We start from the raw sequence: 26,802 nt of genomic DNA on the forward strand, positions 1-26,802 counted from the left end.
ATTCTTCAGCATACATACGATTTATTATCTCTTTAGAAGCGATTACTGCCCCTGCAATTAAATCATTATGTCCCCCCAAGTACTTGGATGCGGAGTGAACGACGATATCAACGCCCCATTCCAATGGTTTTTGGAAAAGGGGTGTAGCCCATGAATTATCTATGATTGTGCGTATACCCTTCGCTTTGGAAAGTGAAGTTACCTCCTGAATATTTACCATATCGAATGTAAACGAGGTAGGAGACTCCATAAGAATAGAACGAGTCTGCGGTTGGATGGCATTAGCAACTGCTTCCGTAGAAGTCGAATGTACAATGGTGTAGTTTATATCGAACTTCGTTAAGTATTTGGCTAGGCTGACGGAAGTTTCATATATATGTCCGACCAGAATCAGATGATCCCCTGCAGATAAGCTACACATTAGAGCGGCACTGATAGCAGCCATTCCAGAGGCAAAGCACTTACAGTCCTCCCCACCTTCTAGCGCAGCAATCATTTGCTCTGCAATCTGAACGGTAGGATTGGTCCCCCTCGAATAGACATAATGCTCCTTTTCATGATTAGCCGCTTCAGCATAGTCTTCGTAGGTATCAAAGAAAAATGGAGCAGTCTCATAAATAGGAGGAACAGCAGCCTTAGCAAAATACCCTAGTTCGTCCTCAAATCGGAGACAGATAAGCTGATCATCCGAGAAACTCAAATCTGATCACCACTTTCTGAAATTTCAAAACCATAAGAGATAGTCTCCTCAATTCGGGACTCAAATATTCTATAAGACAAATTGCTTTGGATCTGTGCTGTTTAATTTTCGAAGGAGTTATGAGGCTGCCAAATGTCTTTCACTAAGTATCCAATTCATAAAAATAGCGTATATTTTTGGGTTGCAGGGCAAAGATATGCTTTATCAATATAGAGGGGGTTTACTTGTGTTAACACGTTGGATTAGAAATGTTCTGAAGCCTGGAAAAAGGTACACACAGGATATCGAAAAATCCAAACAGCAGGCCTCTTCAGAACCCATAAATCCATTATTAACACATACTCTATCTTTACTTAAATTAAAACTCGGACAAAGCTCTGATTTTATCATTCGTGATTTTTCGGAAAGTTCTGTCCATGCTGGACATCTTGCCGTTTGTTATATTGAGGGGCTGATTGACCAAAACTTACTTTCCGATTTAATGGAAGGCTTAATTACAGAGCCGGTCTCCGCAGCTTCTTTTAAGCTTGAAGAAAATACCGCAGTTTCGCTAATAAAAAGAACAATCCCATCAGGAAATATTCGAATGATACACTCGCAAAATGAAATTTATCAATCCATCCTCTCCGGCAATGCTGTCATTGTTATCGATGGAAGTACATATGCCCTGGCAGTTTCCATCGGCGGCGGAGTAAGACGAGCTATTCAGGAACCCAGTACTCAAACCGTAGTGCGGGGTCCTAAAGAAGGATTTACGGAGGATATCTCAACCAACATCACACTGATCAGAAGAAAATTGCGGACACCTGACCTTAAATTTGATAGTCATATTATTGGGCGATATACACAAACTAAAATCATTTTAGCTTACATTGAAGGTGTCGCTAATCCAGAAGTAGTGCATGAAATTACTAAACGGCTTCAATCCATTGATACAGACAGCATACTTGAAAGTGGCTACATCGAAGAATTCATACAGGATGAACCACTTAGTCTCTTTCCCACCATGCTAAACTCAGAGCGTCCGGATACAGTCGCAGGTAGCCTTTTAGACGGACAAGTAGCTGTTCTGGTTGATGGGACGCCATTCGCTCTGATTGCACCTGTAACCTTCTTTAATTTCTTTCAGACGGCCGAAGACTACTACCAGAGATATGACATTTCAACTTTTTTAAGGGCTCTTCGTGTGGTATCTTTTCTAGTCTCATTGTTGCTTCCCTCTCTATTTATAGCCTTGACGACTTTCCAGCAGGAAATGATCCCCACCACGCTGTTAATTACGCTGATGGCTCAACGGGAAGGAACTCCTTTTCCTGCATTAATTGAAGCATTAATGATGGAATTGATGTTTGAAGTGATTCGTGAAGCCGGTGTGCGAATGCCACGGGTCATCGGACCAGCCGTTTCCATTGTAGGAGCTTTGGTTATCGGGCAGGCAGCGGTACAAGCCGGACTGGTCTCAGGTGCAATGGTGATCGTTGTAGCCTTCACTGCTATATCGAACTTTGTTATCCCGTATTTTGGTATGGCTTCAGCAGTCAGGTTGTTGCGTTTTGCACTTATGCTACTGGCGGGGGCTCTGGGATTATTCGGTATTTTAATAGGAATTATCCCCCTTCTTGTTCATCTTGTATCTCTCAAATCATTCGGAGTTGATTATTTTGTGCCCTACAGCCCCACCTTTAAATCTAATATGAAGGACCTTATCATCAGAGCTCCGTGGTGGGCTATGAAAACTAGACCTAGCGAAAAAACAGGCCATAACCAGACAAGACAGGCAGCTCACCAATACCCTGCTAATTCGGATAAAATTAAAAATAATGACAAGTCTGATACCCAAAAATAGGAGAGATCAATGGTGCGGCAATTAAGAGTTAGTTATGTTCTGTTTATTACAGGGTTATTACTTACAGGGTGCGTAGATCGTACAGAATTGAACGAATTAGGCATCACAACAGCAACTGGAATTGATGGACATAAGGGCGACTGGATCAATACCTATCAAATTATAATTCCATCAGCCATGACGACTGGATCAGGTGGTTCTTCCACTGGGGCATCGCAAAGTGCTGTACATACATTTTCTACACATGGAAAAACATTGAGAGAGACCGTTACGAAGAGTAGCCTGGAATATTCACGTAAACTATATTTTGCCCAAAATAATATACTCGTTATTGGAAAAAAAGCAGCAGAACAAGGCATTGAAGAGATTATTGATATTTACCTCCGCAATCTTGATTCACGAGAAACTGTAAAAGTATTCATTGCCAACGGAGAGGCTCGTGATTTTTTAAAAAAGCTTGTACCACCAGAGAAAATTCCTGGTCAAGCTTTAGAAAAGATTATAGAAAGAGATAGCAAATTAGGATCAATTTACCCCGCAATATCCATGTATGAATTTATTTCGAAAATTAGCTCCGATAGTGGTGCAGCCGGAGTTCCAGAAATATCTCTTGAGGGTTCCGAGCCGGAGAAACTAGACTCTGTTGATGTTTTCAAGGAAACCTCCGCTAAAAGTAAACTCAAGTTATCAGGCTTAAGCATTTTTCAGAAAGACAAGAGAGTCGGCTTCCTAAATGAAAAGGAAAGTATAGGGGTTTCATGGTTAAACAACCAGATTAAAAATACCACTGTAAACTATGTGGATGGGAATGTTACGTCCGCTTTCCTCATCCGGAAAGCCAAGGTTAAGGTTACGCCAATCAAGAATTTAAATCATTATTACCTAAACGTTGACGTTAAAGCTACCGGTGATCTTCTGTCAGCCTCTTCGCAAAGAGAAATGAAAGATATGCAAAGTATACATCAATTGCAGATGCAAGCAGCGGAAATAATCAAATTGCAGATTCAGGAAAGCTGGAAAGCCTTACAGCAAAAGAATATCGACCTTATTGGTATTGGAAATAAAATTCATCACAAGTATCCAGAAGACTGGAAAAAAATAAAAGAGACGTGGCCTAGGGAGTTAGCAAACATGGATATAAAAATAGATGTTAAAATGAAGCTTGCGCGTCCAGGATTATTCGAAAAATCTTTTAACGAACTGTTGAAATGAAATAAACAGGGAGAGGTGAATTGAAGTAATGCGTCAAAATACAATCCGAGTATCCGAGCTGATTATTTGTATGTCTTTATTTGAAGTTGGAAGTACAACTTTGTTTTTAATGGGGGCTGAAGCAAAGCAAGATGCTTGGTTAGTTATGTTGATAGGAGCATTAGCAGGACTACTTCTGCTAATGCTCCATCTTGCAATTCACCATCAAGATCCTGAATTAGATTTGTTCATGTTGTTTCGCCGTTACACTGGGAAATATGTGGGTACACTCATCAACTTACTCTTTGTGATGTATTTTACATATGAAGCTTCTCGGAACATACGCGATTTAGGCGAGGTGACAGTAATGACTTTGCTCCGCCAAACACCCTTGTGGATCATCATCTTGATCACAATCGTGGTTGTATCCAACACGGTTCGTTACGGCTACAAAGCATTATTCTTATTTTGCTTATTTCTTTTCCCTTTTTTTGTACTTGGATACGCCATAATTAGTATATTAATTCCGACAACTGGTCTCTTTCACTTGGAAAATTCCCTTCCGGTTTTAGAGGAAGGATGGAAACCCATATTTAAAGCCGCTATTCCTGAGCTGATCTCCTTTCCATTCGGACAAACTGTGTTATTTCTTGTATTTTATCCGCTTGCACATAAAGGGCGGAATCTCACAAAACCCGTTTCCTTTGCCTATATAATAACCGCACTTGCTCTAACATTTGTTAATCAATTGGAAATTTTTGTTCTCGGACCCAAGATCGCCGCAAATAGCACACTTCCTCTTTTGGAAGCCGTTCAGTTGATTGAATTAGCAGACGTGTTCGAACGAATGGATGCCCTTTTCACCTTGCTTCTTTTTCTTGGCTTGATCATCAAAATGTCTTTATTTTTTAATGGTGCCGTTATAGGACTAGAAAAAATAACCGGAGTCGGATTTAAAAAATGGATTCTTCCCCTTGCTGCACTTATTTATGGTCTTTCTTTTTTGTCCCCTAACTATACTCATCACATGGTAATCGGTCGAAAAATTATAATTAATTCCTGGTTTCCTATTTTTCAAATCTTCCTCCCTTTATTACTATTTGTGGTTATTGTCATCAAAAAAAGAAAAAAGACAAATAAACAGCCCTCTTCATGAGGAGAGAGTAGTTCAATACTCCGAAGTTATACCTCTATCTCAGCAGCTACACCATACACGGTAAGAAGCGCAGAACTATAGTATGTCTATCATTCAAGTATTCAGCCTCTTTTATTGTGCTTTTTCTATTTCATCGGCACGATGTGAAGTGTCCCATCCTCGCTAAACTCTGCATAGGCAATCTCGTCGATACTATCATATCCCTGCTCTCGCACCTTTACTTTAATCTGTTCAATATCGATTGACTTCCCACGCATAGATTCATTTAGCAACCTTCCCTTATCAATGACAGTAACAAAAAAAAGGTCAGGCTGTGCATCGATTCCCATATCCTGAGCAGCAGGTGGCTCGTATTCGGGTTTGCGCATGACTGACAATGAACCGTTCGTCTCTAGAGTGGCGTACCAGACCTCACGAAGAGAAAAAATATTTTGCTGGCGTAGCATGGAGAGTAGCTGTGTAAATTCTATATCATATTTCTCCAGCATTTTTTGATTAACCTGCCCTTTATCTACGAGCAGCACTGTTCGACCTTCTGCCATATATCCAAATTTCACAAAATGGGTCGTCGCTTTCTCGAAAAAGTAGGCCAGCGCGCACCATAGTGCCAGAGCAAACAAAAGATGCCAGATCGTCACCTTATCGTCATATAACGTATTCCCTACAATTTCGCTTAATACCAATGAGGTCAGAAAATCGAGCGGTGTTAACTGGCTGAGTGTTTTTCGACCTGTAATAAAAGTAATAAGCCATAGGCCAAAAAAGCTGATGATCAATTTGACACCAATTGTGACAAATACCTCCATACATATACCCTCCGAAAGAAGTTATTTCTCTTATGGGTTATTTACACTCGTACACTTCTGTATAAACAGAGGCTTATTCCATTCCTAAAGTTGTCCGAAAAAAAGCCCACCGCCAGCTATAGGCAGCGAACTTTTTTAATTACCGCTATTATATATTCTTTGTTTTCGTGTATTCACATAATTATCTACTTTTCACCAGCAGCTGAATTGCTTCTTTAACCAGCTTATCTGTATCTCCTCCAGCTTCTCGCTCTTCCAATATACAACGTTGCAGATTTTCTGCTACAATTTGGGCTATTGCTTTATCTGATGCGTTGCGTACAGCTGATAGCTGGCTGACTACATCCTTGCACGACTTTCCCTCATCCATTAAACGAAGCACCCCACGCACCTGGCCCTCAATCCTTCTCAAGCGCGTTTTCAGTTCATCACTGTAATTGTAATCCATAAGTAATGCACTCCTTTTTTGACTTACCATATACACGTATAGGTATATTATAAACCAAAAAAATAAATAGAATACCCTAAATAAATAGAATACCCTAAATAAATAGATTCACCTGTCCCTGCAATGCATCTCCCAAGTAGGCGGCCACTCCAGCATACTCCAGACCATCTATTAGCTCTGCTTGCTGCAGTCCTAATAGATCCATTGTCATGGTACAAGCAACGAGCTTGATGCCCTGCTCTCGTGCCAACTCTATAAGCTGCGGCAAGGAAAGCGCATTGTGCTTTTTCATGACATGCTTGATCATCTGTGGACCGAGTCCGGCAAAATTCATTTTGGATAGCCCAAGCTTTTTGGGTCCACGAGGCATGATCCAGCCAAAGGCTTTTTCGAGCATTCCTTTATTGGAGCGTATGAGTTCATCCTTACGCAATATATTTAGTCCCCAAAATGTAAAGAAAATAGTTACTTCATGATCATATACCGCCGCTCCATTCGCAATAATGAATGCAGCAATCGCCTTATCCAGCTCGCCGCTGAATAATATAATCGTTGTTTTGGGCTGAGCATGTTCTTGATTATTTGCATAAATTTCTGCTGTTGTACTCATATGGATTCGCTCCCCTTAGTCTCTCCAGCCCAGTCGGATATGCCTGAAAGCACAGATTTGACTTTTTTAGCGCCTTTGGAAACTAATAACTGACAGGCCCTTTCACTGCGTGCTCCAGCTTGGCAGATCACTGCGATTTCATCTTCCAGATTCAGCTCAGCGAGTCTGTTCTCCAGTTCGCCAAGAGGGATATGTTTAGATCCAGGGATATGTTTAAACGCGAATTCGGTGGGTTCACGAACATCGAGCAAAATGAAGTTCTCTTTTAAAGAACATTTTGCTTGTAGTTCTTCATGGCTTATCGTAGAAGAAAATATTTGCTCCTTCTTCACTTCAGCCGGATTTGCTTTGCGTAAATAATGTCGCATGACATCTCCTTCTTGGAGAGTGCCCAAATATTGATGTCCAGTGTTTTTAGCCCAGCTCTGAAAATCGGCTAATGAACCTTTGTCAGTCGCTTGAACCTCCATAATCTTTCCGGGAACGAGGTCATTCATAGCCTTTTTTGTTTTTACAATAGGCATTGGACAAGCTAGCCCTTTGCAATCAAGAATATGATCTGCTTGGATATTGTTAGTTGATGACATTCTATAACCTCCGCCTGTTTTTTGAGGGGGATTAGTTTAGCAAAATCCCCTAATACATATACCCCTATGGGTATAAGAATAACGGGACTCACTTCCCTTGTCAACCTAGTTAGCTTCTTTCGCTCAGAAACTAACGAATTTATGCCTTGTACTAACTAAAAGCAAACAAAAAAAGCCGCACAAAAGCGCGACTCTACTGCATACATAAAATTAATCGTCTATTTTCATCAGTTCTGGTAGATCCAGCGACATCGAGATATTACATAGCATTCCTCTGGCCAAAAAAAGCATCGTTTTTTCCATCGCATGTTCGATATCTGCCTGCCGGAAAGCGTTATAAACTGTTGTATGAATTTCACGAAATCCTTGCTGCATAACACTTACAATCACATCCTCACGGATCGTCTGCGCCTGCATTTGTAAGAGGATTTCATTGCGATAGTCCATCATAATTTGCGAATAGGCTGCAATCAGTTCTTGCTCTAACTGCTCAGACGAAGCCGAATGAATGACCTGGTGAAAAGAGTTTATGATGCGTGCAAATGAAACCTTCAACGCTTCAATAAGCAAAGCTTCCTTGGTAGCAAAAAAGCGGAAAACATAGGGCTGAGAAATATTGGCCCGTTCCGCAACTTTGGCTGTTGTAGCTCGGTAGTAGCCCATCTCTGCAAAGACTTCGATAGCAGCAGATATGATTTCCTTTTGGCGATTTATTGATGTTGATGTAGCTTTAGCCATATTTTCTCATCCTTTGTTTGTTACATTTTCCTAGTAGTGATTAATCAATTACTAATTAGTATAAATGTCACACTCTAAAAATGCAATCGACCACAAAAGTCGCCTCCCTAATCATGATGGAAACGACTCTTTTGGCACACTCCATTATGGCGTCATCGTGTTAAAGTAAAACCGAACATAATTGACCTTTTGCGTTTTGGTTTGATAAGAAAATATTAAATAATAACTAAGATCTGACGTGTTGTTGATCGTATAATTAGCTTCTGCTGTGCCGGATGTGTCTTTAGAGGTGTCAATTGTTTCTGTGGGCTGGCCTAGTTCGCTAATAACTTGTTTAATAAGCAACTTCTTATATTGTGGATCGTAAGAAGTAATTTCTGTAACTTTGTCACTTCCATCCAGTATGAGATCTGTATGATATTTAGCGTAACTTCTCATAGGGCCTGTAGAACCAGAATCGGATTTCCCCCATAGCTCGAACAACAGATCGCTGCTCGTTCCTAGACCAAGACCTTTAGGCAGATTGGGCAACGTCCCCTGCTTGGCTGCGCTCATTATAGCAGCTGCGGAGCTGTGTTTACTGTCAGGTGTGGCTGTACTACTAGCAGGTTTCTGCTGTGGCGAGGTTGAACCTTGATCAGACTTTTTTCCAGGTTTCTTGGAATTTTCTGCATCCGCACTAGGCTTACTGATATCTGTATTCGTCTTGTTATTGGGAGTATCTTGCTCATTTGTATTGATGTCTGTATTCTGATCTGTTGAATTACTGGCAGATGGTGTGGCTGATTTTGTTGTAGATGGAGCAATTGAGCTTGCTTCTCCACTATTGCCGCATCCTGTCATTACAGCAAAACCGATTGCTAATAAAGCGCTGGTAGTGACTAGCTTGCAAGCTAACTTTTTACGATTGCGAGATTGATGTATAGGTTTCATTATGAGATCACTCTTTCCTTGTTCTTGAGTACAAACCAAGTGTAACCGAACCTCGTTTCGAGAATACCTCTACTTGTATCCAACTTGTAAACAATAGCGTTATAAATTTCTAATACATCCTACCTGCGATCGTAAGCGCCTAGCTGTTGTTTAGAAAAGGCGTAAGGGGAGTCACTCTTCTTCAACCATATATTCCCTTTCACAATAAAAATGTATATAGCAAAAACAAAGTAGATTGTGCCTGCAATCCAGTCTATTGCCGTAGGAATGTCTCGCTTTACAATTTCATGGATATACCAGATTCCGACAGGGACATGCAGGAGAACTGCCGTACACAAACCGGGATTATATACAGTTTTTGCTTTGAGATTGACAACAATTCCGTGCCAGATGACCTGAAAAAATCCCATCAAAACAGGTGCGAGTCCAAGCCAGATTACGTGGGGAAACCAGACGGGGAGTAGATAAAATACATAGGCAATTGCCACATTAATGATCATTGCTGATTGAGTGTTCAAGGGGTAATGATCCGGGGCTTCACTTTTAAACAAAACATTGTTAAATAAACCCGCAAAATATCCGGGCCAGCGGTATTCTTCAAATTGGTGAAACAAAATAGCCACAAAGCTTAACCACAGTATACCTGATAGATCCGATAAGATGGCTGAATTCATAAGCAAAACAATACATACAGCCACTCCGATGATGCCCCCTGCATCTTGCCAATATTTTCTCAAAAAATCCATGGCATTCACCCCTAAGATTTATTTGTGATCAAAATATCTTTCAAACAGCAGGTTTAATTGTTCCTCTATTGTAGGCATTTCCACAACTGCTCCAGATTCAAGAATTGGACTCATCAGTGCAGGCAGAAAAATGGCTCCGAATATTTGCAGCATCATAGCTAACAACCGCTCTGGCTGTTGCTCACCTGTTAGCTCCTTGATTGTGTTCTGGACCTTTGGAAACCCCATTATGTTTAAAAATCTTCCGTATTCCTGTTGAGATGTAAAGGGCGTGCTGCCCATCACAATAATTCGTGATAGTAGCTCTGGATATTGGCGAATGACCTGTAAATAGTTAAGTAAAAATTGTTTCAGTCTATCTTGCGGGGGCATCGCTGTATTGTCCAAAACAGAAAATGTGTGCTGAAAGCTGTTTAGGATCACTTCGATAGCTTCGCTGAGCAAATTTTCTTTGGAGCCAAAATAATAATTAACTAGAGAAATATTAGTACCAGACAGGTCAGCAATTTTTCGGATTGTAACCGCCTCGAAACCTTTCTTTTGGATAAACTCCAGCGTAGACTGTAGAATTTTTTCTTTGGTCTGTTGTTTTTTGTCTGGGTGACTCATCTTTTTCCTCCTCCTGTTTAGTTTAATCCTAAAGGACAAATGAAACGGACTACTTTAAGCAAAACAACAATTTAAGCAAAAATTAAAACAATATTTAAAACACTGTTTAAATTATTGTTTGAACTTAGCTTAGCACTTTACATTTCACAAAACAAGTAAAGATATGAGAATTAGGCTATGAAAAAACCCGCAAAACGAATCAGATCGTTTGCGGGTTGAGTGAAGTGAGATTAAGAAAAGACTAAACTAAATTGCCCAATTTCCTTTGCGGAACACAGCCTCTGTGCTTCCGTCTTGCAGTTCACCATCAATATCCAGCTCGGCTGAGCCGATCATAAAGTCAACATGAGTCAGGCTGACATTGGCACCGTTCTGGAGTAACTCCTCCCGGTTCATTTGTGTCCCATTTTCGATATTAAATGGATACGCACTGCCTAGGGCCAAGTGACAGGAGGCATTTTCGTCGATACCTGTATTATAAAAGATGCGATTGAGATTGGAAATCGGTGAATCGTGCGGCACCAGGGCAACTTCTCCCAGATAGCTAGCCCCTTCATCCGTAGCGAGCAAATGAGTGAGATGCTGCTCGCCGGATTCTGCTGTATATTCGGTGACCTTACCGTCCTTAAAGGTAAACGTAATGCGATCTACCAGTTGTCCATTTAAATTAAGCGGCATGGTACTTGTGATGTGACCATTGACACCTGTACGCTTAGGCATTGTGAACACTTCTTCTGTCGGCATATTTGCCACGGTATAAATTCCTTGGGCGTTTTCACCGCCGCCACCACGCCAAATATGTCTTTCGGCCAATTCAATTTTCAAATCTGTTCCTGGTGCACGATAATGGAGACTTTTATAGTTTTTATGATTCAGCTTGTTTTGTAGCTGTTCGAGATTGTTTAAATGTCCCTGCCAATTTTGAATTGGATCGGAGCCGTCTACACGATTCATTTGGAAAATCGTATCCCACATGACACGAATTCGGTCCTCTTCTGCTATATCGGCAAATACTTTATCTGCCCAAGCCTTCGTCGGCGCTTTAACCAGACACCAGCTAATCTTAGCATTCCGCGTATAGTGAGCATAGCCTTCTCTCGCCGTAGCCGCCGCCTTTGTTGCGCGAGAAACGTGTTCCGGGTCAATACCTTGATATAAATCCGGGTTCGGCACTTTAATCGTTATCGTAGCTCCACCCTCTTCGGCGAATTTCTCCATCATCTCTGCCTTCCAAGCAGGGTAGTAATCAAAGCTGGCTTCGTCACCATGTTCAAAACGACTGCGTGTAATGGAATCGTCCTCAAACTCTACCTGTACATATTTAGCGCCTGCTTCATAGGCTTTGCTGACAATCAGGCGTGTAAACTCAACAGTTTCCAGTGGTGCAGTTACCAACAACGCCTGTCCTGGCTGAATGTTGACCCCTACTCTTACGACCAGTTCTGCGTATTGCTCCAACAATGATTCAAATGTACTCATTTTTCCACGCTCCTGTTTCGTTTTAATAATATTGAATGGCTTCATCACTACAGTGCGGATTGCTTCTCCAAATCACGCAGCTCCACTCTCCGTATTTTGCCTGAGCTGGTTTTAGGGAGTTCCTGGATAAACTCTATTTTTCGTGGATATTTGTAAGGTGCCGTCCATGTTTTCACATGATGTTGCAGTTCCTTCACTAACTCCGGTGATCCTTCTACTCCGGCTTTGAGCACGATGAAGGCTTTTACAACATGTCCACGGATTTCATCCGGACTGGCTACCGCTGCACATTCCTGCACAGAATCATGCTTCATCAGCGCTTCTTCTACTTCAAAAGGACCAATGGTATAGCCAGAACTGATAATGATATCATCACCGCGTCCTTCAAACCAAAAATATCCATCCTCGTCCTTTCGAGCCCGGTCTCCTGTAACAAAATAATCTCCATGCACACTAGCTAATTTGCGTTCTGGATCATGATAATACGTATGAAACAATGCCGGCAGATCAGCACGCACTGCAATATCGCCCACTTGCCCTGGAGCCAGCGGAATACCACCCTCGTCTACGACCTCAACAAGTCCCGGTGCAATGGATTTGCCCATCGAGCCTGTGCGCAGAGGTGTGTCTCTTAGATTTCCAATAATTAACGTACTCTCGGTTTGGCCGTAGCCATCACGAATCGTAATGTTGAACTGCTCCTGAAACTTGTTGATAACCTCCTGATTGAGCGGCTCCCCCGCAGAAACTGCGCTGCGCAATAGGGATAGATCGTATTGATCCAAACCATCCATTTTTGCCATAATTCGATATTCAGTTGGCGTACAACATAACACTTGGACTCCGTATTGCTGCAGCAACTGCAAATAACGACCCGGACGGAACGAACCATTATATACGAATCCAGTCGCCCCATTTCCCAGTACCGATAAAAACGGACTCCAAATCCATTTTTGCCAGCCAGGTGCGGCTGTGGCCCATACTATGTCTGAAGCTTGAATGTCCAACCATGGTGATGTTATCCGCAGATGGGCATATCCCCAGCCATGGCTATGTACAACAGCTTTAGGATTTCCTGTGGTACCCGAAGTATAGGCCAGAATGGCCATGTCGTCACGGTGTGTCTTCACAGCTTCAAAAATATCTTCTTGTCCTTCCATCAGCTCATCCAGCACAATCCAACCAGGTGCATTTGCTGTGTGGTCCCCGGGGACTACAATGCGGTGAGCCAAAGCAGGCAAATCATCACTTATTTTATCTACTTCACCTGTTACTCCGGTCCAGGCAATGACTGCACGCGCTTCCGAATGGCGAAGGCGATATGCAATATCCTTGGCCCGCAGCATTTCTGAAGATGGGATGACAGCAAGCCCCAGCTTCAAGCATGCCAGATAAATGACATATGCAATAATACGCCGTGGTACTACGACCAGAACTCTATCTCCTTTGTTAAATCCCAGACTTGCAAGTCCTCCAGCCAGCCGGTTTGCTTTTTTTAAAAGCTCTCCGTAGGTAATTTCTTCGTATTCTCCTGTCTCACTTAACCACTTGAGTGCGGTCTTACCAGCCTCATGGTGTTCCATTTCCGAAGTCATATTGTAATATTCAGGCGCAAGCCATTGTTGCTGATCAGTCAAATTATACCTTCCCCTTTATACATATGATAAGAGCAACTTCCTTTATGTAGTATAACACGTCTTAGTACCAGGTTCTAATACCAGAATTAATTTATTTGGAAAAAAATAAAATTTGTAAAACAAACGACAAAAAGAAAGAGCCTGAATACAGACTCTTTTCTTTACTATTATTGTAATCTACAACTCAATGTCTACCACTGTAGAAGCCGCTTCCTGCCCGTTTACGAGCAGCACAATTCGGTGCGCTCCCGCATAATGACGACGAGTTGTCAGGTCTGCGAACCGGTGTGTTCGTGTACCCGTTAGACGGGTTCCTCCAGGGACCGTTTTGTCAGAAAGCAAAAACAGTTTGCGTGAAACTTGTCCTCTCGCCTTTACAAAGTCGATGCCATATTCGATGCGAACTCGTACAGGTTCACCTTCTCGAAGCTGAAGCACATAGCTCAGTTCACTGTGATCCCCGATCTTTAATACGGCAGGGTCTGTGGTGAAAGAGGCTGCTGTGACCAGCGGCACCCCATCCGTATCATCCGCATAGCCGAACATGGCCATCACTTCAGGGATGGATTTGCGAATCAGGGATCGACAGCCATGACGCACAATCCAGTCGGTATCAGGATGTGCGCCCTTCCACCGTTGAGCCGTTGCGATGACAATATCGGGATGATCCTTGGCAATATCGTTCAGGTTGTTGGCTACACTTTTACGTACATACAATGATGGATCGGCCTTCAGCAGTTCCAATACAGCCAATACCGGAGCAGGATCACGTTTGAAGACAGGCAGCGCCTGTCCCCAAGGCAGCCGTGGACGACAACCTTCGCTGGCAAGACGGCGGACGTGTTCACTGGGGTGTCCCGCCCAGGTCATCATCTGCCGCATCATCCGTTCTGGTTCACGCAGGAGGAAGGGTCTCACAGCGAACTCCGCAGAGGATTTTGATGTAAATCGCTCCAGTGCATTCATGGACAGGTCCCAATGCTCTTCTCCCTGCCCATATACCTCTACGAAATCAGGGAAAAACAAGTACGGAAATCCGCTACAGTACTCATCAATGGCAAATAATATAGAAAGAGCTTCTTCATAACTACTGGGCAAAAACGCCCCTAATGTTAACGAAATACGCCGTATTCGTTCTTTTAGCTCCAGCTCTCCCCATTTTTTATCCATAACTTGATGGATAAATCCGTCAATGTCGAACGGACTGTATGCAGCCTGTACTCTTTCACCGAATAGACGAAGGAATTCCTCCGTGTACATATTTTTTAAGGGTTCAGCCATTGTATATCTCCTTTTAAATATGAATGTAAGCAAGAAGCGATGAACGAACAATATCTTCGTATATGATAACCGTAAATCGTGACCCAGCACCAGCACTAAATGGGGTTAAGAGAATGGATATAAGACACATTAAAAAATGCCAAGTCCTAAGATTAGGACCTGGCATTTTTCCATAATCACTACAAATCGAATGAGACTTATATTTTGTGTTGGACAAACCAGTCGGTAATACGTTGCAGTCGTTCCACGCGAAGCTGTGGGTGCCCTTTACGTGAAAGCTCGTGACTCGAAGCTGGGAAACGGACAAATTGGGTGGGCTTTCCCAAACGACGCAATGCTGTAAACAGCTGCTCTCCCTGCTCAATAGGGCAACGTAGATCCTGCTCTCCATGTAATATGAGCAGCGGTGTATTGATTTGCTGTACATAAGCCAGCGGGGACTGCCTCCACAAAAGCTCGAAATCATCCCATGGATTCCCGCCAACTTCATCTTCCGTAAACGAGTACCCTATGTCACTCACCCCATACATTGACAGCCAGTTAGATATGGAACGCTGGGTCACAGCTGCGCGGAAACGATCCGTATGCCCGACAATCCAGTTTGTCATAAAGCCACCATAGCTGCCTCCCGTGACACCCAGTCTTTCTGGATCGATGAATGGGAATTTGCGTATAGCCTCGTCCACGGCGCTCAGTAGATCGGTGTAATCACGTCCGCCGTAATCTCCAAGGACAACATTGGTAAAAGACTGTCCATACCCTCGACTTCCTCCCGGGTTCGTATAGATGACTACATACCCCCGAGCCGCCAGCAACTGAAACTCATGAAAAAAGGAATTGGAATACATGGCATGGGGGCCGCCGTGAATTTCCAAAATGGCAGGGTAAGATCCCCCTCTTCAAACCCAACAGGCTTCATCACCCACCCCTGTACGCGTCGGCCGTCCTCGACCTCCGTCCAGAAGCTCTCAGGCACACTAATCTCAATCTCATCAAGCAGAGAATCATTCACTCGTGTTAGCCGTTCCTCGGTCCCTGAATGGATCGCAATCCGAAACAAATCGCCTGGTAAAGCGACATTGGTGGAAGCAGCAATGATATGCTGCTCATCCGAAGTAAGCTCGAATTGGTAAATTTCCCGTTCTCCTTGGGTTAAAATTTTAAAAGTTCCATCAAGCGCAAACTGATATACGTGCACATTTCCTTCAATGGTTACCAGCGTATACAGGGATTGACTGTCCGCACTGAAGCGTGGTGGTCCTACATGAAGATGTGAACGCATGTCGCTCATACCCGCATTACCGAGGTGAGCATCAAGTGTCTCACTAACGCATACTGCCGTCCCGCCACTGGAGGGAACCGTATACAGTCGAGTCTGAGTAGCGCCTTTGGCATGACGATCATGACCGTAAAAGGCAATCAATGTACCATCGGGAGAGAATGCAGCGCTCTCGATTTGAAGCTCGGAATGAGTCAGCTTAAACGGTACTGCCGCATTGCTATTAGAAGTCGCAGGAGCTACCGTAAACAAATCATTTTGCTTGCGTAAATCCGTATCCTCTTTGGAATGCTCCGCTATTCTAGCCACAAATAAAATCTGTTGGCCATTCGGTGACCAGACAGGCTCCGCGACATCATAAGCGCCGGATGTCAGTTGAACCGTGTGCCCTGAAGTCACATCAGTTACATACAAGTGATCACGAGTATCATCCCACAGCCCATAGCCGTCGGATTTAGCTTTTGTTCGATTAACCACTCGTCCCTCAAGCTGTGTCTCCTGCTTTCCTGCGTCGCATGTAGGACTTGACTGGTTCTCAGCAGTTTTAGCTACAAACGATATGCAGGCTCCATCCGGCGACCAGGCTAATGAACGAACATTGTTCCCTACGTGCGTAAGTTGTCGGGCTTCTCCCCCGCGTGCTGGAATAATCCATACCTGGCGCTTGCCGTCTGCCGAACGGAGAAAAGCAAGTTGTGATCCGTCCGGTGACCAGACAGGTGTTTCATCTTTCGGTCCATATGTAAAGGGTATTGGAGCTTTACCTTCGAACGGCAACAGCCAAATAGCCGAGTTATAGTCTGTTCGCTCTTCATTAATATACTGTTCTACATAAGCAATTTCGCCACTCGTGGGATGAACAGCTGGATCGCTAACCCAGTGAAATCGATATAAATCCTCAGCTGTTATACGGCGTTTGGTGTCAGATTGCGAGTTGCTCAAATAAATCCCTCCTTAATATTGTCAGATTTGTACAACTTCACATTCAATTAATCCGATTAATTTTATATGAATTTAAATATACAATTACGTTACTCTTTTTATGTATCTCTGTCAATTTGTCCAAAACTCAAATAACCCTCTCTCAGTCATAATGACTCGAAAACACCGCGCTTCGGTTGCTTTCTTGAGAGAAGGTCATATCTGTTATCGTTCTTCTGTACCGTACGCATTAAAGCCAAGTTCCTCTGCAATCACAGCCTACCTGACGATATTTTGGAATTTCTACTGTGAACTCAGGCTTCTCCAGTGATCGTGTCTAATTTCGGTTAGCAGTCTCGGCTTCATTCTTTTCATGGATGTAGGTGGAGAATAATTCAGGATTCACTACTTTACGCAGTAAATGCATCGTCCCGTCCCCTGTTCCATGGTCAAAAGCATGGATACGTTCATATCCCCAACGCTCGTACATGGATAATAAATAGGGATGTTTTTCCGCAGTGGCTAATGTCACTGCAGGAGCTCCAACCTGATCACGAATAATCGTTTTCTCTACCCAGTTCAGCAGTTTTTTTCCATATCCTTTGCCCTGAGCAGCCGGATCTACGGCAAACCACATCACAAACGGAAGATCGGTTATAAAATTAAGGGCTCTATTTTTCAGATGACTAACGGTAGCCTGGATGACACCATCGACTTCCAGCACATAGCAATCATTATTTTTAATGTTTTCTTGAATGAGAGCGACGTCTGCCTGAGCGGCAGGCCATTTAAGCTCCAACTGCCGAATTGTTTCATATGCCTCATACGTTATATACTGCAATCTTTCTGCATCCTCTTGACGTGCCAGACGATAGATCTCGCTCATAGTTCCCCGCCTCCCTATAGTATTGTAATAATGTGCATAAATTTTTTTCAACTAATCCTATCTTTTTAATCAGAAATAAAAGTTAACATAACTGTAGCATGCTCACCATTCAGCGACAAATTAATTTTTTCTATACCTTCATTTAAAATAACAATATCCCTTGAGGGTTGGAAAGTCCGCAATTCAAATAAAAGCAAAAAAGCCCGAAAGCCGGGCTCCTTTACTTTCTAGACAAATAGAATGCTGTCCCTGTCTCTGGGGCATTCAAACCAACCTGTACGCTGTGTTATTCCGCAGGGGCAACAAAGCTGCGTTTGGCAAACTCGCTGTCCAGCATATAAAAGGCATTGCTGTCTCTTTCAATGCGCTTAAGCTTCTGGATAACACTATCGAACAGAGCTTCCTCTTCGACTTGCTCATCAATAAACCATTTCAAGAAATGGATCGTTGCATGCTCTCGTGCATCGAGGGCCAAGTCAGCCAAATGATAAAATTTTTGTGTGTTTTGCTGCTCATGCTTGTAGCCATGCTCAAATACGTCCAGCATGGAATCGTAGCTATTTTTGGGCTCCGGTAATGCTGCCAATGTGGCGCGTCCTCGACGGTCGTTAATGTATCTATACAGTTTCATGGCATGAAACCGTTCCTCCTCTGCTTGTACCAGGAAGAAGTTTGCAAACCCATCCAGACTTTCACTAGAGCAATATGCAGCCATCGCGAGATATACGTGAGCGGAGTAAAATTCAAAGTTCATTTGCTCATTCAGAGCCTGTGCCAAATTGTCATTCATGTCTTAGGTCACCTCGGTCAGATATGTAATGATGTAACGTTCTTAGTGTACCATGAATTTGATCACAAAAAAACGGACGGAAGTGAATTCAGACACACTCACGTTCCGCCCGCCTTGCTCAACATTTAGTTCACAATCAAGGTTCCAGACCCCAGACACGTTTGTCGTTTATATACAAAGGTGTTTTGTCCCAATCTGTATAAGAGGTCTTGGTTGCATCATAGGAAAAATCGTCACTTTCGTTATAGTTGCTCCAATCCGTCTTGTTCATGCGAATCTGAATATCCCCCGTGTTTTCCCCTGCTGCCAGACTTCCCGCACCGGCTCCAAAGGAGATCTCCAAATAATAATCTGCCCCAGTTACGGCCTTATCCAGTTTCACAAACCGTCCCTGAACATTGCCGCTGCCCAATTGTGCATAATCACAGTGAAACTCCTGCCCCTTATCGCCATCTACAGTATAGTAGTATCTCAGCTTGACGTTTTTCAGATCAAGAGCCTCTTTACCCTTGTTTACGACACGGAAGAGTGGTCGAATCTGGTTATCTCCCGGGTTGGTGTCGCCCACACGGTATTGGGCAATTACATCTCCCTTCGCCGGAATCGGGGCTGCTGTTGGCTTGGCGCTGACCTCAGCAGAATCCGGGCTGGTTCCTAAGGAATTTGTTGCACTTGTTACATAATAATAAGTGGTTTCATTCACCACCCCTGTATCCTTGTAAGTGGCGTCAGTTACCGTTGCTACCGTGGTATACGGGCCACCACTGGTTGTGGAGCGCTTAACCGTGTAGCTATCAGCACCTGTCGCTTTGCTCCAGGTTAGTGTAACTTGTGCATCTCCTGCACTCGCCTTTACATTTGCCGGAGCTTTGGGAGCTGTAGGTTCGGCTGGTCCACTACCATTAATCAGACGGTCATACTCTGCATAAGCAGTTGCCATATCTACTTGGGACCAGAAACGGTGATACGTAAATTCTGGCGCACCTTTATCCCATTTTTTGGTCTGTTTGTTCCATGAAGTCGTGTATTTGTCTTTAAGATAGGACCATTGCGGATCTTTAGTGATATTAGGGCGGATGTCGCTATAGCTGGAATACGTACCATTCCCTCCCTTGGACGGATCAGACGGTGTAGCGTCTGTGCCTGGGATCGTGTTGCCTTGCCCAGTCTTACCACTCCATCCGCTCGGGATATATACTTCTTTAGTAAAATAACGATAATAATCCTCACGTGCTTCCTTCGTTGTAATTCCTATGCCGTCGTTATAGCCCCATGCTGCATCAAGCAAGGCTTTGGACAGATCTTTGGCTTCCTTGCCTAACTCGGTGTAGTCTCCTTTTTCAGCTTTTGTTCCGGCAGCGAAGAAGGTTAGCGCTTTCACATAACTGCCCAGCACTCCTGCATCCTGTCCTGGACTTTTGGTTACGACATGAAGATTGGCATTTCCTTTATGATTGGCAAATCCGCTCCAGGTTTCAGGCTTTCCACTCCATTCCAGATTGCTCGGCAGCCAGAACTCACCTTTAGCCGCTGTAGTGGCTACCTTCGGATTTTTGCCACCCAGAATACGCTTGCCTTGTGCATCCAAATAGTAACCCTGCGCATCAGTTACAGGCCGTTCGTTGGCAAATACATAGCTCTTGGACCAAGCGATCCAGTTTTCCGTCACTTCTTTAGCCATTTTAAACTGCTCAGACGAAGTGTCACCTTTCTTGGCCAAAATATAGTACAGCTCCGCAATCCGCTCGACAGGCCAAGCCTGCATGCCAAACCAGTTGTTGGACGGTGGATCTTGATATACAGGAGCCCCTGTATAAGCCATGCCATAAAAAGTGCTCGTACCAGATGGATACGCCTTGTAGGCACCATCCCAGCTATTCGTTGCTCCACCTGCAATGGCCCCCTCATCAGATTGCAGCCAAGTGTAAAATTCCAATTGGCGCTTGAGCGAGGTCGCCCAATCCTGTCCTGCCGTAGGTGAATTTGGGATCAATCCGCTATCCTTATCCGATAATGCATATGCAGCAACGACATTCTGGTAGCCCTGATGCGCATGGCTGGCACCAATCCGCCAAGCCCAGTTGCCGCTTTGGCCCAGTCCGCCGCCCCAAGCCGTATACCATGCCATTAGATAAAGACTGGCATCCTTGCCCGTGCCAGCAATCGGACTTCCATTGGAAGCGCTCCCTACTTTCTGGAAGTATTTATCGTACATGCCGTAACGCAAGAAGTCTCCCATCTTTTTCGCTTTGTCCAAATATACCTGGTTGTCATAACCGAGTTCTTTTGCCCAGTACATGGCTTGAACCGCCCGTGCGTCCGCATCCGTGGCATTCGTGTAGCGCCATTGCTGTGCAGGAGCATTATTTTCCTTGGTGAACAGGCTCATGAAGCCTTCATTAGGCTTGCCAAACTTGTGATTATCCTGCGATGGATGCGGTACGGCCTCCCAGACCGATTCCTGTTCCCCGCGCTGGAAGGTGTTCACATAGGTCGTCGTATGTGACGGATTCAGCAGATTGCCAAAACCGTACCAATTGTCTACATCCAGCAACCAATGCATCAGGTAGGTCTGATTGTTGCCATAGGTTGCCTTCAGCTCAGAGTCCAGCGGGTCCTTGCCAGCACCATACTGACCACTCAGACGGCTTGGGTACTGATCCGGCTGTGGATATTCTGCGGCATAAGTGGCAGGGCTGTTCGGATTATAGTTACTCATTGTAGGCTGCTCTTCCTTACCGTCACCCTCATTAACAGGAATGATATATTTCTCCATGTTGTCCCATGCCGATTCCAAATGACCCCAATCCCCGGTATAATGACCATAGAGAACTTCTAGCCACATCCAATAGCTGTATGCTTCCGAGGTCGTTAAGTGTCCATAGTCAGGCGCCTCACTCATAAGAGTTTCAACGGAATGATAAGGGATACCTTCTTTAGAAAAGTAACCGCTAGCTGGGTCCTTCAGTTGTTTATACATTTGCAAAAAGCGTGTTGATTCAGGGGTTGCGGCTGATGCACGGTCGGGTTCGGCCTGAAATAAACCCAAGCTTAACGGAAGTACCAAAATGGCTGACATGACCATAGAGACAGATTTTCTGAACACAGATTTTCTACTGATCACTTTTGCATTCATCCTCTCCATTATCAATATTGGCTTTACTCAAAATTTGGTTCCGAAAAACGACAGCACAAAAAGACAGCGCCATCACCTCACTTTCCCGTTATAAAGGTGGAGGACACGCTGTCCATAGCTCCAAATGCTTCACATTGGCCCTGGCAAGAATATACCACACTAGTCGCCAAATGAGAGTCGAAAAATTCTATATGTTTAGAGTTGCACAAGGAAAATTGACGAAATCGATAGGAATCGGTACTATTTCACAAGGAGGCGTTAAAACATGAAAGTGTTGCTGTTGCTTGGCTGTATTGTGATGTTTTTAGCTGTAGCTCTGGGAGCATTCGGGGCGCATGCGTTGAAAAAAAGACTTTCCGCAGACATGATGAGCATATTCCAGACAGGAATTCAATATCAAATTGCTCACGGTTTGGGTTTGTTGCTGCTGGGAGTTCTTGCAGGCAACCTTGCCCATTCTTCTCTTATTGTAACCGCAGGTTGGGTTATGCTGGTAGGCATTCTTCTGTTTTCCGGCAGTCTGTATGTTCTTAGTGTGTCTGGTGTGAAAAAGCTTGGAGCCGTCACCCCGATTGGCGGGCTGGCTTTTTTGGCAAGCTGGGTCATTGTGATTGTGGCGGTAATACAAGGCTAAACAAATAAACAGAGACTTGGAAAAGTAGGCGCTTCCAAGTCTCCTGTATCATGGCCGATTTATTGATGAAGATGAACGCGTCTATGATTTCGTTTACACTTGCTGTGCTTTCTGAGCCGCGATCCGATGACCTTCGATATAGCGTTTGGATTGAGCCATTTCATGCTCCTGAGCAGCTTCCATAATAATATGGACCCCTGGCTTGTACTGCTCCAGCAGTTCCATATATAGAGCATAGTTCATGTCACCAAAACCCGGCGGTACGGTCTCGATCTCACCTGATGATGACAAACGTCGGTCTTTGGCATGTGCTGCGATAATCCGAGGTCCCAGCAGCTGAAAAGCTTCGCGGATGATCTCATCCTGTCGCTCTAGGTTTTCCGTTTTTAGCAAATTACCTGGATCAATCACAACGCCTATGTGTGAAGACGGTACTTCCTCCAGAAAGGTAGCCAGTTCTGCTGCTGTTCCGACCAAATGATCGTTAGCAGCCTCCAATCCTACGAATACCCCCCATTTCTCCGCCTCATCTGCTAATTCTCGCACAACTTCTTTTACAACTCTCCAGTCTCGCTCCGAATAAGGGGTCCCATCCTCATTGCGTCCGACTTCAGCTGCAACCATTGGTGCTCCTAACAGACTTGCGTATCGGATCAGCTCTTTGAAACGCTCTACATTTTCACGTAACAATTCCTCATCCTGTACAAAAAAATGCAAATAGCACCCGAGCACTGATATGGATACTCCGTACTTACGAAATTCCTCAGCGATAGACAATGCTAATCCCGGATTGAACTTGCCAGGTTTATTAAAATCGACATCACTGATCGCTCTCCACGGAGCGAGCTGAACATGAGTAAAGCCCGCTTCACCTACCTTTGCAGCCAACTCGCGATAAGGCAACTTGCCAAACAAATGTGCCAATACACCTACTGTCACTAAAAATCACCTCTTTTTATTTTTGTATTCTACTAATCGCCGTACTCAGCTCCAAGGACTCATTGATGATTTCTGTAATTCGTTCTACTTCATCATGAATAAAGAAGTGTCCTCCCTCAAAGGTAAACACACGAAATTGCTGATCCGTATGCTGTGCCCACGCCTCTGCATCTTGTAGGGCCACCGTGTTATCAGTCAGTCCTGTCAAGGCGGTGATAGGGCAATGTAAAGGCGTGGCTTTGCTCATATACTTATACATCTCGACTGCTTTGAAATCTGCTCTTAATACTGGCATAAAATAGTCATACAATTCCTGATTGTCAAAAATGGCTTCCGAAAGTTGACCATACCTCTGCAAATGCGTTCTGAATTGATCTGCAGGCAGATCATGTAACCACGGGAGATTTCTTGGGATATGCGGTGCCCGTCCACCCGAAACAAATAGATGAGCCGGCTGGCCATATCCTCCAGCCACCAGCTTATAATACAGCTCGAATGCAATCATCGTACCCATGCTGTGACCGTATATGGCATAAGGATCACCAGGGGCTAACTCATGGCTGATTTGATGCAGCAGATCCTCGCTCATCTCCTCAATACTATCCTTAAGCGGTTCCCCAGAACGAATACCTCTGCCCGCCAATTCCAAAGGGACAAGTTTAATCTGTGGAAGCAGCAGCTTTTTCCATTTGAAGCTGACTGATGCCGATCCGCCTGCATATGGGATGAAAAATAATGTGATAGGTACCATTCTTGCAACCTCCTGTGTTGCGGAATTCTAACTTTTTTATTTTAGCACAAAAAGGTATATTTACCCATTTCAAATATTTTGCAAATTCGAAAAAGAGGGTTGACGAATTCAAGCACATTTTGCATAAAGCAGGAAATGTATTTCTTAAGGAAGAACTGCTGTATGTTTGAATATAATCATGTGTTGGGTCTTTTATTTTTCCAATTTGAGAGGAGTCCTGCGCCATGAAGTATGGTTTCTTCGATGATGCCAACCAAGAATATGTCATCACCACCCCTCAAACTCCGTATCCCTGGATTAATTATTTAGGTAATGAACGATTTTTTGGACTCATCTCCAATACAGGCGGCGGCTATGCATTTTATCGAGATGCTCGCTTACGTCGCTTAACACGTTACCGGTACAACAATATTCCTGTCGATAGCGGTGGTCGCTATTTTTATATTTATGCTGATGGAGATTATTGGACTCCGGGCTGGATGCCGGTTAAAAGGGACCTGGAGCAGTATGAATGTCGTCATGGACTTGGATATACCTCAATTATGGGGGAACGCAGAGGGATTCGGGCTACGCAACTAGCTTTTGTGCCCCTATCTTTTGACGGCGAGGTCCACCAGGTCAAGCTTCAGAACACATCGTTACAAACTAAAAAGATCAAACTCTTTTCATTCGTCGAATTTTGCCTGTGGAACGCCTATGACGATATGACCAATTTTCAGCGTAACTTGAACACAGGCGAAGTTGAAATACAGGACTCTGTCATTTATCACAAGACAGAATACCGTGAGCGCCGCAATCATTATGCTTTTTTCTCTGCGAATCGTCCGCTGGCGGGCTATGACACAGACCGTGAAGCTTTTTTGGGTCTCTACAACGGACTGGATCAGCCCCACACCATCACCGCAGGGCAAGCGTCTAACTCGATAGCCAGCGGCTGGTCCCCTATCGGATCGCATTGCATTGAGATTACACTGGAGCCGGGCGAAGAAACAAGCTGTAACTTTGTACTCGGATATGTGGAAAACCCAGAGGAAGAAAAATGGGAGTCCCCCGGTATTATTAACAAAAAACAGGCTCATGCTATGATCGCGCAATTTGCGGATGAAACCGATGTGGACCGTGCGTTAAGTGAGCTGCGAAGTTATTGGAACAATCTGCTGTCTAAGTACACCCTTCAAAGTCACGATGACAAGCTGAACCGAATGGTGAACATATGGAACCCGTATCAATGTATGGTTACATTCAATATGTCACGTTCGGCTTCGTATTTTGAATCCGGTATTGGACGTGGTATGGGTTTTCGGGATTCAAATCAAGACTTGCTCGGCTTCGTCCACCAAATACCGGAGCGGGCAAGGGAACGGATTATCGACATCGCTTCTACTCAATTTGAAAATGGCGGGGCATATCATCAGTACCAACCGTTAACCAAAAAAGGAAATCACGAGGTTGGCGGTGGCTTTAACGACGATCCGCTGTGGCTTATTGTCGGTACCTCAGCATATATCAAAGAAACCGGAGACTTTGGCATACTGGATGAACAAGTTCCCTTTGACGGGAATATAGATCGTGCCGCTTCGCTGTTTGAACATTTGAAGCGTTCTTTTTATCATGTTGTAGACAATCTCGGTCCGCATGGTCTTCCGCTCATTGGTCGGGCTGACTGGAACGACTGTCTGAATCTCAACTGTTTTTCTGCTACGCCAGATGAGTCCTATCAGACGACACAGAATTTGGAGGGCCGCATAGCCGAATCTGTGTTTATCGCCGGACTATTCGTGTATACTGGACCGGATTTTATTGAGCTTTGCAAGCGCAGAGGTTTGAATGAAGAAGCAGTCACCGCTCAAGGACATGTGGATCGTATGCGGACAGCCACATTGGAGCATGGGTTTGACGGGGAATGGTTCTTGCGTGCGTACGACCATTATGGTAACAAAATAGGGAGCAAGGATTGTGAGGAAGGGCAAATTTTCATAGAGCCTCAAGGCTTCTGTGTAATGGCAGGAATTGGCATTGAAGAAGGCCTGGCTCATAAAGCTCTCGACTCTACACGTGATCGGCTGGAAACTCCCTACGGCATTGTACTACAACATCCGCCTTATTCCCGCTACTATATTAATCTGGGTGAAATCTCTTCTTACCCTCCTGGGTATAAGGAAAATGCAGGTATTTTCTGTCACAATAACCCCTGGATTATGATGGCAGAAGCTGTCATAGGACGCGGTGATCGCGCTTTCGAGCTGTATAGCAAAATTGCTCCCGCTTATCTAGAGGACATCAGCAACATTCATCGTACCGAGCCATATGTGTATGCTCAAATGATTGCGGGCAAGGATGCGGTTCGTGAAGGTGAAGCCAAAAATTCCTGGCTAACGGGTACTGCGGCTTGGAATTTTATAGCTATTACTCAATCCATCCTCGGTATTCAGCCGGAATGGGACGGTCTGCGTATTGATCCGTGCATCCCCAAATCCTGGGGAGAATTCACAGTCACCCGTGTCTTCCGAGGCGACACCTATGTGATTCATATCACGAATCCACAGCACGTCTCCAAAGGTGTAGCTACAGTTACCGTAGATGGCACTGTTCTAACGAATAATATTCTGCCGGTTGCAGGAGATGGAACTATTCACCAGGTAAAAGTGTTACTGGGCTAACGAGTTCGTGCCCTTCAAAAAAATTAGCTTCAACTTCAC

General features: G+C 44.2%; 22 protein-coding genes and 1 pseudogene (1 of these 23 only partly in view). 5 read left to right on the top strand and 18 right to left on the bottom strand.

The annotated features are described in order from the left end of the window. Positions 1-700: the 5' portion of a trans-sulfuration enzyme family protein gene (locus G7035_RS23125; RefSeq protein ID WP_019687223.1), read on the bottom strand. It extends 461 nt beyond the left edge of the window; only the first 700 of its 1,161 coding nucleotides appear in the window; the start codon lies at positions 698-700; its stop codon lies off the left edge, out of view. Positions 701-926: 226 nt separating this feature from the next. On the opposite strand from G7035_RS23125, the gene G7035_RS23130 reads away from it, so the two are divergent. From G7035_RS23130 to G7035_RS23140, 3 genes are read left to right on the top strand one after another with little or no spacing between them, the layout of a single operon-like run. After that, on the top strand, positions 927-2,546 hold the full coding sequence (locus G7035_RS23130; RefSeq protein WP_019687222.1) for a spore germination protein: 1,620 nt from the start codon (positions 927-929) through the stop codon (positions 2,544-2,546). Between the two features lie 9 nt (positions 2,547-2,555). After that, positions 2,556-3,758, top strand: a complete 1,203-nt coding sequence (locus tag G7035_RS23135) for a Ger(x)C family spore germination protein (protein WP_019687221.1) — start codon at positions 2,556-2,558, stop codon at positions 3,756-3,758. Positions 3,759-3,786: 28 nt separating this feature from the next. Beyond that, complete coding sequence (locus G7035_RS23140) at positions 3,787-4,893, top strand: GerAB/ArcD/ProY family transporter (protein ID WP_019687220.1); 1,107 nt, start codon at positions 3,787-3,789, stop codon at positions 4,891-4,893. A 125-nt stretch (positions 4,894-5,018) separates the two neighbouring features. Here the strand turns inward: G7035_RS23140 and G7035_RS23145 are convergent, their stop codons facing one another. The 15 genes and pseudogenes from G7035_RS23145 to G7035_RS23215 all read right to left on the bottom strand — a co-directional run bounded on the left by G7035_RS23145 (position 5,019) and on the right by G7035_RS23215 (position 21,767). After that, positions 5,019-5,699: a YetF domain-containing protein gene (locus G7035_RS23145; protein WP_019687219.1), complete on the bottom strand. Its 681-nt coding sequence runs from the start codon at positions 5,697-5,699 to the stop codon at positions 5,019-5,021. A gap of 181 nt (positions 5,700-5,880) precedes the next feature. Continuing rightward, positions 5,881-6,147: a metal-sensitive transcriptional regulator gene (locus G7035_RS23150; protein ID WP_016819043.1), complete on the bottom strand. Its 267-nt coding sequence runs from the start codon at positions 6,145-6,147 to the stop codon at positions 5,881-5,883. A 94-nt stretch (positions 6,148-6,241) separates the two neighbouring features. Then, positions 6,242-6,757 (bottom strand): DsrE/DsrF/DrsH-like family protein, encoded by a 516-nt coding sequence (locus G7035_RS23155; protein WP_019687218.1) that lies wholly within the window; start codon positions 6,755-6,757, stop codon positions 6,242-6,244. Further along, positions 6,754-7,344, bottom strand: a complete 591-nt coding sequence (locus tag G7035_RS23160) for a sulfurtransferase TusA family protein (protein WP_019687217.1) — start codon at positions 7,342-7,344, stop codon at positions 6,754-6,756. Before G7035_RS23160 ends, G7035_RS23155 begins: the two co-directional genes overlap by 4 nt. A gap of 210 nt (positions 7,345-7,554) precedes the next feature. Continuing rightward, a complete protein-coding gene (locus tag G7035_RS23165; protein ID WP_019687216.1) occupies positions 7,555-8,082 on the bottom strand; it encodes a TetR/AcrR family transcriptional regulator in 528 nt (175 codons plus the stop codon). Between the two features lie 144 nt (positions 8,083-8,226). Further along, a complete protein-coding gene (locus G7035_RS23170; protein WP_019687215.1) occupies positions 8,227-9,015 on the bottom strand; it encodes a DUF4309 domain-containing protein in 789 nt (262 codons plus the stop codon). Positions 9,016-9,134: 119 nt separating this feature from the next. Beyond that, positions 9,135-9,761, bottom strand: a complete 627-nt coding sequence (locus tag G7035_RS23175) for an HXXEE domain-containing protein (RefSeq protein ID WP_016819038.1) — start codon at positions 9,759-9,761, stop codon at positions 9,135-9,137. Positions 9,762-9,779: 18 nt separating this feature from the next. Beyond that, positions 9,780-10,370 (bottom strand): TetR/AcrR family transcriptional regulator, encoded by a 591-nt coding sequence (locus tag G7035_RS23180; RefSeq protein WP_019687214.1) that lies wholly within the window; start codon positions 10,368-10,370, stop codon positions 9,780-9,782. A 246-nt stretch (positions 10,371-10,616) separates the two neighbouring features. Continuing rightward, the gene (locus G7035_RS23185) at positions 10,617-11,849 is read right to left on the bottom strand and encodes an aminopeptidase (protein WP_029515023.1); all 1,233 of its coding nucleotides are present in this window, start codon (positions 11,847-11,849) and stop codon (positions 10,617-10,619) included. A gap of 47 nt (positions 11,850-11,896) precedes the next feature. Next, entirely contained in the window at positions 11,897-13,486 is a 1,590-nt protein-coding gene (locus tag G7035_RS23190; protein WP_019687212.1) for an acetate--CoA ligase, read from the bottom strand. Positions 13,487-13,663: 177 nt separating this feature from the next. Next, entirely contained in the window at positions 13,664-14,767 is a 1,104-nt protein-coding gene (locus tag G7035_RS23195) for a DNA alkylation repair protein (RefSeq protein WP_019687211.1), read from the bottom strand. Between the two features lie 197 nt (positions 14,768-14,964). Further along, positions 14,965-16,988 (bottom strand): annotated as a pseudogene (locus G7035_RS23200) (S9 family peptidase). 316 nt (positions 16,989-17,304) lie between these two features. Further along, positions 17,305-17,853 carry a GNAT family N-acetyltransferase gene (locus G7035_RS23205; protein WP_019687209.1) on the bottom strand — a complete coding sequence of 183 codons (549 nt, stop codon included), beginning with the start codon at positions 17,851-17,853 and terminating at the stop codon, positions 17,305-17,307. A 286-nt stretch (positions 17,854-18,139) separates the two neighbouring features. Then, complete coding sequence (locus G7035_RS23210; protein WP_013371107.1) at positions 18,140-18,643, bottom strand: ferritin; 504 nt, start codon at positions 18,641-18,643, stop codon at positions 18,140-18,142. Between the two features lie 136 nt (positions 18,644-18,779). Continuing rightward, a complete protein-coding gene (locus G7035_RS23215; RefSeq protein ID WP_019687208.1) occupies positions 18,780-21,767 on the bottom strand; it encodes a glycoside hydrolase family 48 protein in 2,988 nt (995 codons plus the stop codon). A 277-nt stretch (positions 21,768-22,044) separates the two neighbouring features. On the opposite strand from G7035_RS23215, the gene G7035_RS23220 reads away from it, so the two are divergent. Next, entirely contained in the window at positions 22,045-22,413 is a 369-nt protein-coding gene (locus G7035_RS23220) for a DUF423 domain-containing protein (RefSeq protein ID WP_017428559.1), read from the top strand. Positions 22,414-22,506: 93 nt separating this feature from the next. Here the strand turns inward: G7035_RS23220 and G7035_RS23225 are convergent, their stop codons facing one another. Both G7035_RS23225 and G7035_RS23230 read right to left on the bottom strand, forming a co-directional pair. Continuing rightward, positions 22,507-23,352 carry a sugar phosphate isomerase/epimerase family protein gene (locus tag G7035_RS23225; protein ID WP_029515022.1) on the bottom strand — a complete coding sequence of 282 codons (846 nt, stop codon included), beginning with the start codon at positions 23,350-23,352 and terminating at the stop codon, positions 22,507-22,509. Between the two features lie 16 nt (positions 23,353-23,368). Further along, on the bottom strand, positions 23,369-24,103 hold the full coding sequence (locus G7035_RS23230) for a thioesterase II family protein (protein WP_016819027.1): 735 nt from the start codon (positions 24,101-24,103) through the stop codon (positions 23,369-23,371). 224 nt (positions 24,104-24,327) lie between these two features. On the opposite strand from G7035_RS23230, the gene G7035_RS23235 reads away from it, so the two are divergent. Then, on the top strand, positions 24,328-26,763 hold the full coding sequence (locus tag G7035_RS23235) for a glycoside hydrolase family 94 protein (RefSeq protein ID WP_019687206.1): 2,436 nt from the start codon (positions 24,328-24,330) through the stop codon (positions 26,761-26,763). Positions 26,764-26,802 lie beyond the last annotated feature (39 nt).

The sequence above is a fragment of the Paenibacillus polymyxa genome (assembly GCF_015710975.1).
Lineage (GTDB): Bacteria > Bacillota > Bacilli > Paenibacillales > Paenibacillaceae > Paenibacillus > Paenibacillus polymyxa.

Coding starts and splice junctions, on each gene's coding strand:
- G7035_RS23135 (WP_019687221.1), top strand. CDS start 2,556: ATGGTGCGGCAATTAAGAGTTAGTTATGTTCTGTTTATTACAGGGTTA.
- G7035_RS23140 (WP_019687220.1), top strand. CDS start 3,787: ATGCGTCAAAATACAATCCGAGTATCCGAGCTGATTATTTGTATGTCT.
- G7035_RS23145 (WP_019687219.1), bottom strand. CDS start 5,699: ATGGAGGTATTTGTCACAATTGGTGTCAAATTGATCATCAGCTTTTTT.
- G7035_RS23150 (WP_016819043.1), bottom strand. CDS start 6,147: ATGGATTACAATTACAGTGATGAACTGAAAACGCGCTTGAGAAGGATT.
- G7035_RS23155 (WP_019687218.1), bottom strand. CDS start 6,757: ATGAGTACAACAGCAGAAATTTATGCAAATAATCAAGAACATGCTCAG.
- G7035_RS23160 (WP_019687217.1), bottom strand. CDS start 7,344: ATGTCATCAACTAACAATATCCAAGCAGATCATATTCTTGATTGCAAA.
- G7035_RS23165 (WP_019687216.1), bottom strand. CDS start 8,082: ATGGCTAAAGCTACATCAACATCAATAAATCGCCAAAAGGAAATCATA.
- G7035_RS23170 (WP_019687215.1), bottom strand. CDS start 9,015: ATGAAACCTATACATCAATCTCGCAATCGTAAAAAGTTAGCTTGCAAG.
- G7035_RS23175 (WP_016819038.1), bottom strand. CDS start 9,761: ATGGATTTTTTGAGAAAATATTGGCAAGATGCAGGGGGCATCATCGGA.
- G7035_RS23180 (WP_019687214.1), bottom strand. CDS start 10,370: ATGAGTCACCCAGACAAAAAACAACAGACCAAAGAAAAAATTCTACAG.
- G7035_RS23185 (WP_029515023.1), bottom strand. CDS start 11,849: ATGAGTACATTTGAATCATTGTTGGAGCAATACGCAGAACTGGTCGTA.
- G7035_RS23195 (WP_019687211.1), bottom strand. CDS start 14,767: ATGGCTGAACCCTTAAAAAATATGTACACGGAGGAATTCCTTCGTCTA.
- G7035_RS23205 (WP_019687209.1), bottom strand. CDS start 17,853: ATGAGCGAGATCTATCGTCTGGCACGTCAAGAGGATGCAGAAAGATTG.
- G7035_RS23210 (WP_013371107.1), bottom strand. CDS start 18,643: ATGAATGACAATTTGGCACAGGCTCTGAATGAGCAAATGAACTTTGAA.
- G7035_RS23220 (WP_017428559.1), top strand. CDS start 22,045: ATGAAAGTGTTGCTGTTGCTTGGCTGTATTGTGATGTTTTTAGCTGTA.
- G7035_RS23230 (WP_016819027.1), bottom strand. CDS start 24,103: ATGGTACCTATCACATTATTTTTCATCCCATATGCAGGCGGATCGGCA.
- G7035_RS23235 (WP_019687206.1), top strand. CDS start 24,328: ATGAAGTATGGTTTCTTCGATGATGCCAACCAAGAATATGTCATCACC.